Raw genomic sequence first — 14,002 nt, forward strand, 5'->3', positions numbered from 1 at the left:
CGTCCCTGCCAGTGAGGTGGTACCTCCATGAGCATCGTTGACCTCGCCGCGCTCGGCGAGTCCTTCACCCGCGACCCCTACACCGTCTATGCCCGCTTACGGGCCCAGGGTCCGGTGCACCGCATCCGGATGCCGGAAGGGGGCGCGGAGGCCTGGCTCGTCGTCGGATACGAGGCCGGGCGCGCCGCGCTGGCGGACTCCAGGCTCTCCAAGGACTGGGGCAAAGCGTCCCCCTCGCTGCCGCTGGGGGCCGTCTCGTCCGGCCCTCATATGCTCAGGGCCGACCCGCCGGACCACACCCGGCTGCGCAGACTGGTCGCCCGCCAGTTCACCGCGCGCCGGGTGGAGGAACTCGCGCCGCGCATCCAGAAGACCACCGACGTGCTCCTGGATCGGATGCTCGCCGCCCCCGACGGACGCGCCGACCTCGTCGAGGCGCTGTCCTTCCCGCTGCCCATCTCCGTCATCTGCGAACTCCTCGGCGTCCCGGATCTGGACCGCGACTCCTTCAGGAGGTGGTCGAACGACGCGCTCGGCGCCACCGACCCCCGGGAGCGCGAGGCCGCGGCGACCTCGATGGCGCGCTACCTGGCCGAGTTGGTGGGGGACAAGCGGCAGCGGCCCGGCGACGACCTCATGAGCGCGTTGATCCACGGCTCGGACGAGGACGGCGACCGGCTGACCCACGAGGAGCTGCTCGGCATGGCCTGGCTCCTGCTCGTCGCCGGCCACGAGACCACCGTGAACCTCATCTCCAACGGCGTCCTCGCCCTCCTCACCCATCCGGAGCAGCTGGCCGCCCTGCGCGCCGACCCGTCCCTCATCGACTCCGCGGTCGAGGAGATGCTGCGCTACGACGGCCCGGTGGAGACCCCCACGTACCGCTTCACCACCGAGCCGGTGACGATCGGCGGCACAGCCATCCCCGGAGAAGGCGAACTCGTCCTCGTCGCCATGGCCGACGCCAACCGTGACCCCGCGCGCTTCCCCTCACCCGACCGCTTCGACATCTCCCGTGACGCCCGCGGCCATGTGGCGTTCGGCCACGGTATCCACTACTGCCTAGGGGCGCCGCCGGCTCGCTCGGAGGCACGCATCGCCATCAGGACGCTGCTGGAACGCTGTGCCGACCTGGCCCTGGACATCCATCCCGCAGCGATCACCTGGCGCCCGGGCATGATGATCCGCGGTCCGCGAAGCCTTCCCGTCCGGTTCGCCCGGTAGCCCGCGGCAGGCGCAGTGGATTCCCCGGCCCCGGGGTGGCCGACCGGTTGGTCGCCCCGAGGCCGCCGGTGTGACTCTTGTCATGGCCGACCTCTTTCCTACGGCGATGCCTAGTAGCTCACCGCCTTCTTCCCATTTGGTGTTCATGCGCCGCCAAGCGGACATTCTTCGCCGAGGAGGTGCGGGTCCGCCGATCATTGCTCCATCGCGCGTTTCCCTTAATCACCGGCTTTTCTGACGGAGTCACAGAGAACAAAGAACGATGTGAGCGGGATTTAACGTCCCTGCCGATGTCTGGCAAGAGTCGCGTTTTCCTCCGAAAGAGCCTAGTACTCGGCACTCATTGCCCTTGTTGCTCCGCCTTCCGAGAATGACCGGGCCGCAGGGCGTCCCGGCGTCTTCTGTGCCGGCTCCCGCGCTGGTGGCCGGGGTTGGTGCTGTGTGCAGTGCACACCGCGTGGTTTCCGCACGTGGAATTGTCATGCGCAGCAAATGCCGGGGTGCCTGCGACAAGCGATGCCAATACCTAGTGAGGACGGTCGCGTGAGCAAGCACCGCAGGACATTGCACCACCGGAAGGCAGTCATAGCCGCCGTCGCCATCGCCGCCGTGGGCGTCCCGTCCGTCGCCATGGCGTGCGGGAATTCCTACGACGGACGGCCGGGCATACACCGTTCCCACCATCACTGGCGCAAGAGTTCGCACAAAGCCGTGCACTGGCAGGGGGCGATGGCGACGCGGACTCCGGCTCCCCGGGCCAAGCCGAGCCCTTCGGCGACCACCGCCCCCGCCACCCGTCCCACGGCCTCCAGCGCCCCGGCGTCGAGCGCTCCCAGCTCCGCCACGGCACGCGTCGTCGCACTCGTCAACAGCGAGCGCGCGCAGGCCGGTTGCGCACCGCTGTCCGTCAACTCGAAGCTGGCGAAGGCAGCTCAGGAACACAGCGCCGACATGGCCGCCCACCGGAACATGTCCCACACCGGCTCCGACGGCTCGTCCCCGGGTGACCGGATCACCGCCGCCGGATATTCCTGGAGTTCGTACGGCGAGAACATCGCCTACGGTTACAGCACCCCGGAGAGTGTGATGGCGGCCTGGATGGCCAGCCCGGGGCACAAGCGGAACATCCTCGACTGCGGATTCAAGGAGATCGGTGTGGGGCTCGCGCAGCCCGGCTCCTACTGGACGCAGGACTTCGGCACCGCCCGCTGACACGGTGGCCCCCAGGCGCCCCGGCGGCTCGCCGTCGCGCGCCTGTGGGCCGGTGACAAAGGGCCGCTCGGGAAGCTGCGTTCCTGTGAGTACCGGCTGAGGGCTCAGTGACCGGGGTCCTGGCGTCCGGGCCATGGACATCAGTCACAGCAGAGGAAGAGCATGGCGGGGCATCGCGTCGGCAGTGCTGCTTCTGGCGGCGGGAGCCCTCACGGGCGGGGTTCCCGCCGCCGGGGGAGGGAAGCACGGACCGAGGCGCCCGTGGCCCCTCACCGCCTGCTCCGGCCCGCATGTGGTCGCCTCTGTCGTCACCGCCACCTCCCGGCCCTCCGGAAGTGGCTTTCGAAACATGGCAGCGGCCGGGCGGCGAACCGGGCGTATCGCTGCTGGGTTTGCGGGAGATGAGTTCTCGGGGGCCGGGGTTCGTCCCTGGGTGACAGGGCGGCCCAGGCCCGAGGTGATCAGGACCGGGCGCCTGTCCTGCCTGTGCCGGGGGCGGTGTCCGGCGATGGCTGCGGCATCGACTGCAACCGCAGCAGCAGCCGTACGCGCTGGAACAGGAAGGCCGCCACCGGGAGTTCGACGAAGACGGCGAGTGCGGCGGACGTCCAGACGGCGGATGTGCCCAGGGCGAGTGAGACATCGAACCATGCGTCGCACACCAGAAGGACGGCGCTCGCCAGAGCAGGTAGCACCACGGCCCGGTGGCGGCGTATTCCGAGGACCGCTGTCGCTCCCAGTGCCGTGAGGAGCAGGAGGTCGAAGCCGACCCAGGTCGTGCGCCATTCGTGGACACGGTACTCGGACGGCAGCGTCACTCCCAGGATCACCGTCCAGGGAACCAGGCCCAGTGCCGACACCGCGAGCAACTCGAGCGTATGCCGTCGGCGCCGCTCCGGCAGAGCATCCCGGCCCGCGCGGGTCGGCCGCTCCCGTCTGGAGACGTCTTCGCGGGGGACGGCCGGCGGCGGGTTCTCCGTGGTCTGGCTCATCGGTGCGTGACTTCCTCGGCGACGACGGGCGAAGGCGCGGGGTACCGGGTTGCGAGCCGCCGAGTGGTGAGCCAGCCGAGTACGGCAAGGAACACGCCGAACAGAGCCTCTGCAAGGTGCTGACTGATCAGCATCACGGCGGCAGCGGTGTCCAGGCCGACGGCGAGAAGGATGATCGCGGCGCGCAGCCGGGCTCGACGCGGTGCGGTGGCTGCCACCGGACGGCCGGGCCGACCGCGGAAGACGGCCGATGCGATGTGGCTCATCCCGGCCACCTGTCCCGCCCCTTGGGGTCTTCGTCCATGACAGCCTCCGGAGAGCCGAGGGATACCGGGGACAACCGGAGACATGACTCCCGCTATTCCGTCCGAGGTACCCCAGGGGTGCCCTTCATGGCGTGATGTGCGGCACAGGGAGTGCGCGGCGCAGTCGGGTCGGGGATGAAGCGCGGGGCTCAACCTTCGAGTCCGGGGGCGGCGGGTCACGCACCCGCACCGTCCGCTCGGCCCTCATCGGTCGCCTGGGTTGCGAACCGCCGAAGCCGCTCGTCCCAACGACCACGACCCGACGACGGCGACCCGACGACGGCGACTCCGGTGACCCGACGACAGGGGTCCGGCGACTCCGGCCGGGTCCGCGGCCCCGGCCGACCGGGGCCGCGGGTATGCCGCTCAGAACCGGAGCAGGCTCACGCCCTTCAGGGAGCCGCCGCTCGGACGCGGGTACCAGGCGTCGACGTGGTGCCCCTTGGGGCACGCCTTGCGGGATGCCTGCGTCAGCGTCCCGCCGCCGCGCAGTTTCCACTCGACGTAGAAGGCGACGCACTTGCCGTCGGCCTTCCGGTCGTAGACCTGGGCGGAGACGCCGTCGGAGCAGACCGTGTAGTAAGCCTCGCCCCAGCCCTCGTCGTAGCGCCGCGTCGAGGAGCACGACATGGGGGCGACCGAGTTCGGAACGGACGTGGTGGCCAGGGCGCCGGTTCGAGTGCTCCCGGTGGCCGTTCCGCTCGCGGCCGAGCCGATGCCGGCGGGGACGACGGCGAGGCCGGTGGCCAGGACGGCGGCGGCGAGGCCGCTGACGACGTGCTTGCGCATGCTGTTCTCCTTGCGAGAAGGGTCGGTTGGTGCGCCGTGGCCCGGGCCGGGGCCCGGGTGTCGGCCGGGTCCGCCAAGCCGGACCGCGGGGCCGAAGGAGGCCGCCGGGCGCCCGCCCCGCTGCGCACGGAGGGCGGGCGCCCGGCCGTCCGGCTGGTGACCTCGGCCGCCAGGCGTCCGGATACGGCTCCCGGCAGACCGTGCGGCCGGCGCACGGCAACAGTGACCCAGGCGACGGCGGCGGTCAGCCTTTCGCCGCCGGTTGGTCTGCCCACGGGACGAGGGACGGCATGACCTGCGGCGATGTGGACGCCGCTGATACCACGGCGGGACGGGCGGTGGCGACGGGCCGAGCCGACGGCACCGCAGGGCGCCCCCAGGGGCCGGCGGTTCGACGGCTGGGCAGGTCGCGGTCATGCCGGCGGCGCCGGACTGCCTGGCGCGTCCGGCAGGCGCTCACCTCGGCTGCGGGAATTCCTCGCCGCCGGCGCGCACCGGAACGTACGCTCCCGCGCGCGCGGCGGTGGCGGCGGCCTCGGCGGCACGGTCGGCGGCGGCTTCGTCGAGTGGATCGCCGCTGATCAGAAGGCGGTAGTAGAGGGGCGCGGAGACGGCGCGCACCACCTCCCGGGCGTCGGTACCCGCGGGCACCTCCCCGCGGGCGACGGCCTGCTCGACGCAGGGCGCCCACTCCGCGATCCGGGCGGCGTAGAAGCGGTGCAGCGCCTCGGCGGCCTTCGCGTCGCAGGCGGCCCCGGTGATCAGCGCCTTGAACAAGGGCCCCTGTCGAGGGTCCGTCAGTGTCCGCTGCACCAGCCTCGCGTTGGCTTTCAGATCGCCGAGCAGCGAACCGGTCTCGGTGCGCGGCACGGACTGCTCCGCCATGTCCAGCAGGAGGTCGGCCACCAGGCCGGTGACCGTGCCCCAGCGGCGGTAGACGGTCGTCTTGCCCACACCGGCGCGGCGGGCGACGTCCGTCAGGTCCAGGCGGGCGAAGCCGAGTTGGGTCAGGGCGTCCTCGGTCGCCCGCAGCACCGCTTCCCGCACGCGGGCCGTGCGCCCTCCCGGGCGTACGGTTCCCGGTTCGGCACCACCAGGCATAACGGGACTCCTGTTCCATTAATGAGGCCACCCTGCTACCGTCGGACTCGAGCAGCTAACGGAACTATAGACCCGTTAGTGCCGCCATGGCGATGTTGTGGAGGGGATCCGACTTGGACGGTGACATGGAGTGCCGGTTGGACGGCGACATGGGGTACCGGCGGCTGGGCGCATCCGGGCTGATGGTGCCGGCGCTGAGCTTCGGGGCGGGCACCTTCGGCGGCCAGGGTCCGCTCTTCGGTGCCTGGGGCACCGTAGACGCACAACAGGCGCGTCGGCTGGTGGACATCTGCCTGGAGGCCGGTGTCACGATGTTCGACACCGCCGACGTCTACTCCGCCGGCGCGTCCGAAGAGGTGCTGGGGCAGGCGATCAAGGGCCGTCGGGACCGGGTGATCGTCTCGACCAAGACCGGTCTTCCCCTGGGCGACGGCCCCCTCGACGCGGGCACCTCCCGCGCCCGCCTGATCACCGCCTGCGAAGCCGCGCTGCGCAGGCTGGGCACCGACCACATCGATATCTTCCAGCTCCACGCCTTCGACGCGGGGACACCGGTCGAGGAGGTACTGGACGCACTGGACTCCCTGGTGCGGGCGGGGAAGGTCCGCTACACCGGCATCTCCAACTTCTCCGGCTGGCAGACGATGAAGTCCCTGGCGGTCGCGGAGAAGTACGGCCATCCGCGCTATGTCGCCCATCAGGTCTACTACTCGCTCATCGGGCGCGACTACGAGTGGGAACTCATGCCGCTGGCTCTCGACCAGGGCCTCGGCGCGATCGTCTGGAGCCCGCTCGGCTGGGGCCGGCTCACCGGGCGGATCCGCCGCGGGGCACCGCTGCCGCCGGACAGCCGACTGCACCGTACCGCTGACTACGGTCCGCCGGTCGCCGACGAGGACCTCTACCGTGTCGTCGACGCGCTGGAGGAGATCGCGGAGGAGACCGGCAAGGCTGTGCCGCAGATCGCCATCAACTGGCTGCTGCAGCGGCCGACGGTGGCCACCGTCCTCATCGGCGCCCGCGACGAGCACCAACTGCGCCAGAACCTGGGCGCGGTCGGCTGGTCCCTCACCTCCGAGCAGATGGAGCGACTGGACGCGGCGAGCCACCGGACCGCGCCGTACCCGTACTTCCCCTACGAACGCCAGGAGGGCTTCGCCCGGCTCAACCCGCCGGTGACGGTCCGAGGGCACGGCTGACGCACCCGGGGCGGTCACACCACCGCAGGCCTGCGGCAAGGAGTGCCGGCGGGCTGGTGGCAGCGACCGAAGCAGGGACCGGCCGGGCGGCACAGCCCCTGGCCGGGCAGCGACGACACAACTTCGCTGCCGAGCAGAGGAGTTGGTATGGGAAGCTGTCATCGACCGTTCGCAAGGTGGGCCGGGCGGTCGCCGAGAGGAGTGCAGCGTTGGGACAGGACGGCTTCCGCGCCGAGCAGATCGACACCAGCAGGCCGCACCCTGCCCGGATCTACGACTATCTGTTGGGCGGCAAGGACAACTACGAGGTGGACCAGGAGGCCGGCGACGAGCTCGTCGCGGCGGCGCCCGAGGTGCACATCGGCGTGCGTGCCAACCGCGCCTTCCTGCGGCGCGCCGTCCGTCACGTCGTCAGCAGCGGTGTCCGCCAGATCCTGGACGTCGGCACCGGGCTGCCCACCTCCCCGAACGTGCACGAGATCGCCCAGGAGCTGGCGCCGGACGTGCGCGTCGCGTACGTCGACAACGATCCGATCGTGAAGGCGCACGCCGACGCGCTGCTCAGCAGCTCCGGTACGACCAGCATCGTGCTCGCCGACCTGCGCGACCCGCGGACCGTCGTGGACCATCCCGACGTCCGTCAGATCATCGACTTCGACGAACCGGTCGCTCTGCTCCTCGTCGCCGTCCTCCACTTCCTCGCCGACGCGGAGAAGCCCCAGCAGGTCGTCGCCACCCTGCGCGACGCGCTACCGGCCGGCAGCTTCCTGGTGCTGTCACACGCCACGGGAGACTTCGCCGACCGCAGCGGGGCGCAGGCCGTGTACAACAGGGCCACCGCCACGCTGAACCTGCGGTCCCACACCGAGGTCGAGCGGTTCTTCGACGGCTTCGAACTGGTCGAGCCCGGTCTGGTGCAGGTGCCGTTCTGGCGCCCGGACACCCCGCCGCCGGCACGATCCGGCGAGATCGGTTTGTACGGGGGCGTGGCCCGCAGCATCGGCCGCTGATAAAACGATTCCTTGAACTGGCCTTCAAGTGGAGACGGAGACCTCAGGCCGGCTCCGGAGGAAAGATGGCATCGCTGAGATCGCCGTCGACATCGCCTCCGACCGTAACGTTGTTGGTCTGGTTGATGGTTACGCTCGTGTTTCCGTCGCCGACCTGACAAGTGATCTGCTCGGCCAGATCGAAATCGACCGCGTTGGTCAGTTCGGGATCTGCGTCGGCCTCTGAGCATGCGCTGGCTGGTGGGGCGCCACCAAGCAGGGCGACGGCTGTGACGGCCGTTGCTACTCCGAGTTTCAGGTAATGGCGCACGCTGGCCTCCAAGGTCTTGACCTTCCGGCTGACAGATTGATCAACGTGAAGTATGACCGAACCGATGCTTGGTTATTGACGGGCATTCAGGTGAAGTTCATACAATCTGCCTTATTGCGGGACTGCGGGGCACTGCTGACCTGAGGGGGCATCAGCCGGAGAAACGTCACGGTGAAGCCATGCCGGTCGCCTTTTCCCGGTCCGCGGCCGCACCGGTCTCCGGCCCGGAGGGCTCGCGCCCCCTTCGATGACTGTGTTCTCATCCGTGAACAGAAGTCATCGGATGGCACGCACCGCCGTACCTTCCTGGCTGTGCGGCGGCTCGGTGAAGAAAGGCCTCGGCCGGGTCACGGAGATCGGCTTCAACGCTCTTCGCAACCGGCTCGGCATCAGCATGACCAACACGCAGCAGTACGCCGAAGCACACCGGCCGTCCGGCCGGCACGGACAACTACTTGCACGCTTGGGACGACCCTCACGCACGCGGACAACCCCAACCGACCGTCACCGACCGCGGTTTCGCTGTTGGCCCCCGCGTCGCGCAGACGCATAAGGTTTCCGAATGATCGAGGTACCGGAAGCGTTCGCGCGGACCACGGTGGAGCGTGAAGGAGAGCCGGGAGCGGCATGGCTCGCCGAACTGCCCGAGATCGTGGATGAGTTGCTGCGGCGTTGGGGATGCGGGCTGGACGGCGAGGTCATGCACGGGGGTGTCGGGATCATCGTCCCCGTGCGACGGGAGGACGGCGCGACAGCAGTGGTGAAGGTGTCGTTTCCCCATCCCGGCAACGTGCATGAGCCGGATGCGTTCGTGGCCTGGGGCGGACGCGGCGCTGTCCAACTGCACGAGCGCTACGACGAACGGTTGGCGATGCTGCTCGAGCGGGTCCACACGTCGACCCTGGCGGAGGTCGACGACAACGATGAGGTGGTGACGGTCGCGGGGCGGATCAGTCGCCGCCTGGCCGTTCCCGCGCCGCCCGGCCTGCCCCGGCTGCGGGAGCAGGCCGATGCCTGGGAGGAGCAGCTGCGCAAGGATGCCGCGGAGCTGGATCATGATGTGCCGCGTCATGTCGTGGACGCCGCTGTGGAGACCGCCCGAGATCTGGGTCGTGCCCAGCCGGAAGTCCTCATTCACGGCGACCTCCACGCCAGGAACATCCTGCGGGGGGACCGTGAGCCCTGGCTGGCCGTCGACCCCAAGGGATACGCGGGGGACCCCGCTTACGACGGCGGTACGCTGCTCAAGTCGCGCGCCCTGGCGCTCCTCCAAGCGGGCGACCTGCGTCAGGCCGTCCACCGCGTCCTGGACATCTTCGCCGAGGCCGCGGAAGTCGATCACACGCGCGTTCGGCGCTGGGCCCAGTTCCATGCCGTTCAAGCCGCGTTCTGGGGCCGACGTCATGGATTTCGGATGGCTCGCAGCGGACCACGACGAGACTGGCTCACCGAATTCGTCGACCACCTGGCAGAGTTGCTGACGGAACCCGCGCAGCTGTGATCCGGCCCCGGAATGCCTTGCGGCCACCCCCGGAGGTCTCCATGATCGACTCATGAGCCCGCACTCGGTGACCCTGGCCAAGATCGCTGCGGAGGACTGGACGGCGATTCACTCCTGGGCGTGTCTGGAGGAGGCATGCCGCTATCAGCCCTGGGGGCCGAACACGGAGGACCAGACGCGGCACTTCGTGGAACTCGCCGTCAGAGCCTGGTCGGTCAGCCCTCAGTCCCGGTATCCATATGTCGCCCGCTTTGGGCGGGATGTCGTGGGCATGGGTGAACTGCACGTTCGCAGTCGCATCCAGCGTCAGGGCGAGATCTCCTACATCGTGCATCCGCGAGTCTGGCGCCAGGGCATCGGTACCGAGATCGGACGGCAGTTGCTGGCGCATGGCTTCGGCGAGTTGGGGCTCCACCGGCTCTACGCAACCTGCGACCCGCGGAATCTCGGCTCCGCACGGGTGCTGACCAAGCTCGGCATGACGCACGAAGGGCGTCTTCGCCACACCCAACTGATTCGCGACGGTTGGCGGGACTCTCTCCTTTTCAGCATCCTCGAAGACGAATGGGGCCCGGCCGCGCGGAGCACGTCCGCGCTCCGGTGATCGGCCGGGCCGCCCCCTTCTCACGGTGCCCGCGAGCGCCCGCTCAGGTGCCGACGTAGGCCGCGAGGTGCTCGCCGGTGAGGGTGGAGCGGGCGTCGACGAGATCAGCGGGTGTGCCCTCGAAGACGATCAGACCGCCGTCGTGTCCGGCGCCGGGGCCCAGGTCGATGATCCAGTCGGCGTGCGCCATGACCGCTTGGTGGTGCTCGACGACGATGACCGACTTGCCGGAGTCGACGAGTCGGTCGAGCAGGCCGAGCAACTGCTCGACATCGGCCAGATGCAGGCCGGCGGTCGGCTCGTCGAGGACGTAGACGCCGCCCTTCTCAGCCATGTGGGTGGCCAGCTTGAGCCGTTGCCGCTCGCCACCCGACAGCGTGGTGAGGGGCTGGCCGAGGGTGAGGTAGCCGAGCCCGACGTCCGCGAGCCGGCCGAGTATCGCGTGCGCGGCCGGCGTGCGCGCCTCGCCCGCGGCGAAGAACTCCTCGGCCTCGGTCACCGACATCGCGAGCACCTCGCTGATGTCGCGGCCTCCCAGGTGGTACTCCAGCACCGATGCCTGGAATCGCTTCCCCTCGCACTCCTCACAGGTGATGGCGACACCGGCCATCATCGCCAGGTCGGTGTAGATGACGCCGGCGCCGTTGCAGGTGGGGCAGGCGCCCTCGGAGTTGGCGCTGAACAAGGCCGGCTTCACGCCGTTTGCTTTGGCGAACGCCTTGCGGATCGGGTCGAGGAGTCCCGTGTACGTCGCGGGGTTGCTCCGCCTGGAGCCGCGGATCGGGCCCTGGTCGATCGACACCACACCCGCGCCGGCGGGGATCGACCCGTGGACGAGGGAGCTCTTGCCGGAGCCGGCGACGCCGGTGACGACCACCAGCACCCCGAGGGGGATGTCGACGTCGACGCCCCGCAGGTTGTGTGTCGTCGCGCCGCGGATCTGCAAAGTGCCGGTGGGCTTGCGCACCGTGTCCTTGAGCGCGGCCCGGTCGTCGAAGTGACGGCCCGTGACGGTACCGCCCGCACGCAGGCCCTCGACGGTGCCCTCGAAGCAGACGGAGCCGCCCGCCGCACCGGCGCCGGGCCCGAGGTCGACGACGTGGTCGGCGATCGCGATCACCTCCGGCTTGTGCTCCACGACGAGTACCGTGTTGCCCTTGTCCCGCAGCCGCAGCAGCAGGTTGTTCATCCGCTGGATGTCATGCGGGTGCAGGCCCGTGGTGGGCTCGTCGAAGACGTAGGTGACGTCGGTGAGTGAGGAGCCGAGGTGGCGGATCATCTTGACACGTTGTGCCTCGCCACCCGACAGCGTGCCCGACGGCCGGTCGAGCGAGAGATAGCCGAGCCCGATCTCCGCGAACGAGTCGAGCGTGTGCTGCAGCTTCCCGAGCAGCGGGGCCACCGACGGCTCGTCCAGACCGCGGACCCACTCCGCGAGGTCGGTGATCTGCATCGCGCAGGCGTCGGCGATGCTGATCCCCTTGATCTTCGACGACCTGGCCGCCTCGCTCAGCCGGGTGCCGCCGCAGTCGGGGCAGGCGGTGAAGGTGACCGCCCGGTCCACGAAGGCGCGGATGTGCGGCTGCATGCCCTCCCGGTCCTTGGCGAGCATGGACTTCTGGATCCGCGGGATCAGACCCTCGTAGGTCATGTTGATGCCCGCGATCTTCATGCGGGTCGGCTCCCGGTGGAGGAAGTCGTGCAGCTCCTTCTCGGTGTACTTGCTGATGGGCTTGTCCGGGTCGAACAGGCCCGACTCGGTGTAGAGCCGGTAGTTCCAGCCGCCCGACTTGTAGCCGGGGATGGTCAGTGCGCCCTCGTTGAGTGACTTGGAGTCGTCGTAGAGCTGGGTGAGGTCGAGGTCGGTGACCGTGCCCCGGCCTTCGCAGCGCGGGCACATGCCGCCGGTGATGCTGAAGCTGCGGCGCTCCTTCACCGTCTGTCCGGCCCGCTCCACGGTGACCGCACCCGCTCCGCTGATCGAGGCCACGTTGAAGGAGAACGCCTGCGGCGAGCCGATGTGCGGCTGCCCGAGCCGGCTGAAGAGAATGCGCAGCATGGCGTTGGCGTCGGTCGCGGTGCCGACCGTGGAGCGGGGGTCGGCACCCATTCGCTGCTGGTCGACGATGATCGCGGTGGTCAGCCCGTCGAGTACGTCGACCTCGGGCCGGGCCGGCGTCGGCATGAAACCCTGCACAAAGGCGCTGTAGGTCTCGTTGATCAGTCGCTGCGATTCCGCGGCGATCGTGTCGAATACCAGTGAGCTCTTGCCCGAACCGGAGACGCCGGTGAACACCGTCAGCCGGCGCTTCGGGATCTCCACGCTGACGTCCTTGAGGTTGTTCTCGCGCGCGCCGTGCACGCGGATCAGGTCGTGGCTGTCTGCAACGTGCGGCGCGGGCGACTGCGTGTCCGTCCTCGTGGCCATGCTCATGGTCTCTCCATCTGTCGGGCGGGCCGCCTTCGCGGTCTCCGTGGCTGCGCCTGGCTGGACGAAACCGGCTTCGAGCGTAATGTCTGGCTCTCCTTCGCCGGCGCGTTCGCGACAACAGTCCGCTGCCTGCCTGCCTGCCTGCCTGATCGGCGGTGCCGACTGGGCCCGCGGCACCATGTCCCTGAGGAAGGCCAGGGAGGTGCCCGGCGCGTCATCAGGGGAGGTCCGGTGAAGGGCGGCGAACACGAACGTCACTCTAGGTTCCCCTCGGCCACCGGCGCTTCTCGAATCCTGATCGGTCCGGGCGTGCTCGGCTTCCCGCAGTGGAGGGCGACCCGCGCCTGCCCGAGGTCGAGACGCGACGGCCCCGCTGCGGGCGCGTGCGGAGGTCCTGCTGCCCGTCCCGCCCAGCCGGCCGGCGGCACGGTGGGAGCGCCGGCCGGGCCGGCCGAGGCAGCGTTCACGGCCGAGCAGCGCCGCCGGCAGGGATCGCGCGGAAGGGGCGGCTGCTCCGAGGTTTGCCACGGCCGGTCGTGCCACACTGCAGCAAAATCGGCTGACGACGCTCGCGCCGAGCCCTCGAAGGAGCCGGCCACCGTCAACCGTGACGCCGGGTGATCCCGCGGCGCGCGGCCCTGCGCAGGGGGCGAGGCTCCTACCGGCGGCTGTCCCTCTGCCGGGACTACGAGGTCACCCCGGTCAGGGCGAGGAATTCGCTCCGGGAGTGGGCGTCGGAACGCAGCAGCCCGAGCAGGGATGAGGTCATGGTGCTGGAGCCGGTGGCCTGGACGCCGCGCAGGGTCATGCAGGTGTGCTCGGCCTCGATCACCACAGCGACGCCCTCGGGTTCCAGATGGGTCCGCAGCCAGTCGGCGACCTGCTTGGTGAGGCGTTCCTGGACCTGCGGGCGGCAGGCGAAGTGCTCGACGACACGGGCCAGTTGGGACAGGCCCGGAATCCGGCCGCCGGGCAGGTAGCCCACGTGGGCGGTACCGACGAACGGCAGCAGATGGTGCTCGCACACGGACCTGACGGGGATGCGGCGCGCCAGGACAAGTTCGTCGTAGCCCTCGTCGTTGGGGAAGGTGGTCAGGTCGAAGGGGCGGGGGCTGAACAACTCGGCGTACGCGCGGGCCATCCGGCCTCGTGTGTCGCGCAGGCTCTCCGAAGCGGTGGAGACACCGAGGGCCTCGAGGAACAGACCGGCCGCCTCTTCCGCGGCCGCCAGGTCGATACCGCCGGGCTCGTGGACCACCCGCAGGGCGCGCCCTGCGGGTGCCGGGCCGTCCTCGTCGTGTGTATGCGGGAGGTGGCGTGGGGC

At 69.9% G+C, this 14,002-nt stretch carries 13 protein-coding genes and 1 pseudogene; 7 read left to right on the forward strand and 7 right to left on the reverse strand.

What is annotated here, in order from left to right; genetic code table 11:
* Positions 1–27 precede the first annotated feature (27 nt).
* On the forward strand, positions 28–1,224 hold the full coding sequence (locus ACFYZJ_RS10140; RefSeq protein ID WP_388565101.1) for a cytochrome P450: 1,197 nt from the start codon (positions 28–30) through the stop codon (positions 1,222–1,224).
* Positions 1,225–1,767: 543 nt separating this feature from the next.
* Positions 1,768–2,436, forward strand: coding sequence for a CAP domain-containing protein (locus tag ACFYZJ_RS10145; RefSeq protein ID WP_388565104.1), 669 nt, complete (start codon positions 1,768–1,770; stop codon positions 2,434–2,436).
* 461 nt (positions 2,437–2,897) lie between these two features.
* Here ACFYZJ_RS10145 and ACFYZJ_RS10150 read toward each other — a convergent pair whose 3' ends face one another.
* The 4 genes from ACFYZJ_RS10150 to ACFYZJ_RS10165 all read right to left on the reverse strand — a co-directional run bounded on the left by ACFYZJ_RS10150 (position 2,898) and on the right by ACFYZJ_RS10165 (position 5,623).
* Positions 2,898–3,428, reverse strand: a complete 531-nt coding sequence (locus tag ACFYZJ_RS10150; protein WP_388565107.1) for a hypothetical protein — start codon at positions 3,426–3,428, stop codon at positions 2,898–2,900.
* Positions 3,425–3,694, reverse strand: a complete 270-nt coding sequence (locus tag ACFYZJ_RS10155; protein WP_388565109.1) for a hypothetical protein — start codon at positions 3,692–3,694, stop codon at positions 3,425–3,427. Before ACFYZJ_RS10155 ends, ACFYZJ_RS10150 begins: the two co-directional genes overlap by 4 nt.
* A gap of 405 nt (positions 3,695–4,099) precedes the next feature.
* Entirely contained in the window at positions 4,100–4,522 is a 423-nt protein-coding gene (locus ACFYZJ_RS10160) for a hypothetical protein (RefSeq protein ID WP_388565111.1), read from the reverse strand.
* Positions 4,523–4,978: 456 nt separating this feature from the next.
* A complete protein-coding gene (locus tag ACFYZJ_RS10165; protein ID WP_388565113.1) occupies positions 4,979–5,623 on the reverse strand; it encodes a TetR/AcrR family transcriptional regulator C-terminal ligand-binding domain-containing protein in 645 nt (214 codons plus the stop codon).
* A gap of 149 nt (positions 5,624–5,772) precedes the next feature.
* Between ACFYZJ_RS10165 and ACFYZJ_RS10170 the strand changes: the two genes are divergently transcribed.
* Both ACFYZJ_RS10170 and ACFYZJ_RS10175 read left to right on the forward strand, forming a co-directional pair.
* Positions 5,773–6,822, forward strand: a complete 1,050-nt coding sequence (locus tag ACFYZJ_RS10170) for an aldo/keto reductase (RefSeq protein ID WP_388565575.1) — start codon at positions 5,773–5,775, stop codon at positions 6,820–6,822.
* 209 nt (positions 6,823–7,031) lie between these two features.
* Positions 7,032–7,832, forward strand: a complete 801-nt coding sequence (locus tag ACFYZJ_RS10175) for an SAM-dependent methyltransferase (protein ID WP_388565115.1) — start codon at positions 7,032–7,034, stop codon at positions 7,830–7,832.
* Positions 7,833–7,875: 43 nt separating this feature from the next.
* Here ACFYZJ_RS10175 and ACFYZJ_RS10180 read toward each other — a convergent pair whose 3' ends face one another.
* Positions 7,876–8,154 carry a hypothetical protein gene (locus tag ACFYZJ_RS10180; RefSeq protein WP_388565117.1) on the reverse strand — a complete coding sequence of 93 codons (279 nt, stop codon included), beginning with the start codon at positions 8,152–8,154 and terminating at the stop codon, positions 7,876–7,878.
* A gap of 283 nt (positions 8,155–8,437) precedes the next feature.
* Between ACFYZJ_RS10180 and ACFYZJ_RS10185 the strand changes: the two are divergent.
* The 3 genes and pseudogenes from ACFYZJ_RS10185 to ACFYZJ_RS10195 all read left to right on the forward strand — a co-directional run.
* Positions 8,438–8,640 (forward strand): annotated as a pseudogene (locus tag ACFYZJ_RS10185) (hypothetical protein); the annotation flags it as partial.
* A 64-nt stretch (positions 8,641–8,704) separates the two neighbouring features.
* On the forward strand, positions 8,705–9,643 hold the full coding sequence (locus tag ACFYZJ_RS10190; protein ID WP_388565118.1) for an aminoglycoside phosphotransferase family protein: 939 nt from the start codon (positions 8,705–8,707) through the stop codon (positions 9,641–9,643).
* A gap of 52 nt (positions 9,644–9,695) precedes the next feature.
* A complete protein-coding gene (locus tag ACFYZJ_RS10195; protein WP_388565119.1) occupies positions 9,696–10,247 on the forward strand; it encodes a GNAT family N-acetyltransferase in 552 nt (183 codons plus the stop codon).
* 43 nt (positions 10,248–10,290) lie between these two features.
* On the opposite strand, the gene ACFYZJ_RS10200 is transcribed toward ACFYZJ_RS10195, so the two are convergent.
* Together ACFYZJ_RS10200 and folE are read right to left on the reverse strand one after the other, a co-directional pair.
* The gene (locus ACFYZJ_RS10200; protein ID WP_388565120.1) at positions 10,291–12,681 is read right to left on the reverse strand and encodes an ATP-binding cassette domain-containing protein; all 2,391 of its coding nucleotides are present in this window, start codon (positions 12,679–12,681) and stop codon (positions 10,291–10,293) included.
* Positions 12,682–13,363: 682 nt separating this feature from the next.
* Positions 13,364–13,942, reverse strand: coding sequence for a GTP cyclohydrolase I FolE (gene folE / locus ACFYZJ_RS10205; RefSeq protein ID WP_388565578.1), 579 nt, complete (start codon positions 13,940–13,942; stop codon positions 13,364–13,366).
* Between the last annotated feature and the right edge of the window lie 60 nt (positions 13,943–14,002).

Source organism: Streptomyces sp. NPDC001848 (assembly GCF_042891915.1).
Classification (GTDB): domain Bacteria; phylum Actinomycetota; class Actinomycetes; order Streptomycetales; family Streptomycetaceae; genus Streptomyces.

Bases quoted from the DNA above. Each gene is read 5' to 3' on its own strand.
- ACFYZJ_RS10140 (WP_388565101.1), top strand. From the start codon at position 28: ATGAGCATCGTTGACCTCGCCGCGCTCGGCGAGTCCTTCACCCGCGAC.
- ACFYZJ_RS10150 (WP_388565107.1), bottom strand. From the start codon at position 3,428: ATGAGCCAGACCACGGAGAACCCGCCGCCGGCCGTCCCCCGCGAAGAC.
- ACFYZJ_RS10155 (WP_388565109.1), bottom strand. From the start codon at position 3,694: ATGAGCCACATCGCATCGGCCGTCTTCCGCGGTCGGCCCGGCCGTCCG.
- ACFYZJ_RS10160 (WP_388565111.1), bottom strand. From the start codon at position 4,522: ATGCGCAAGCACGTCGTCAGCGGCCTCGCCGCCGCCGTCCTGGCCACC.
- ACFYZJ_RS10165 (WP_388565113.1), bottom strand. From the start codon at position 5,623: ATGCCTGGTGGTGCCGAACCGGGAACCGTACGCCCGGGAGGGCGCACG.
- ACFYZJ_RS10170 (WP_388565575.1), top strand. From the start codon at position 5,773: ATGGGGTACCGGCGGCTGGGCGCATCCGGGCTGATGGTGCCGGCGCTG.
- ACFYZJ_RS10190 (WP_388565118.1), top strand. From the start codon at position 8,705: ATGATCGAGGTACCGGAAGCGTTCGCGCGGACCACGGTGGAGCGTGAA.
- ACFYZJ_RS10195 (WP_388565119.1), top strand. From the start codon at position 9,696: ATGAGCCCGCACTCGGTGACCCTGGCCAAGATCGCTGCGGAGGACTGG.
- ACFYZJ_RS10200 (WP_388565120.1), bottom strand. From the start codon at position 12,681: ATGAGCATGGCCACGAGGACGGACACGCAGTCGCCCGCGCCGCACGTT.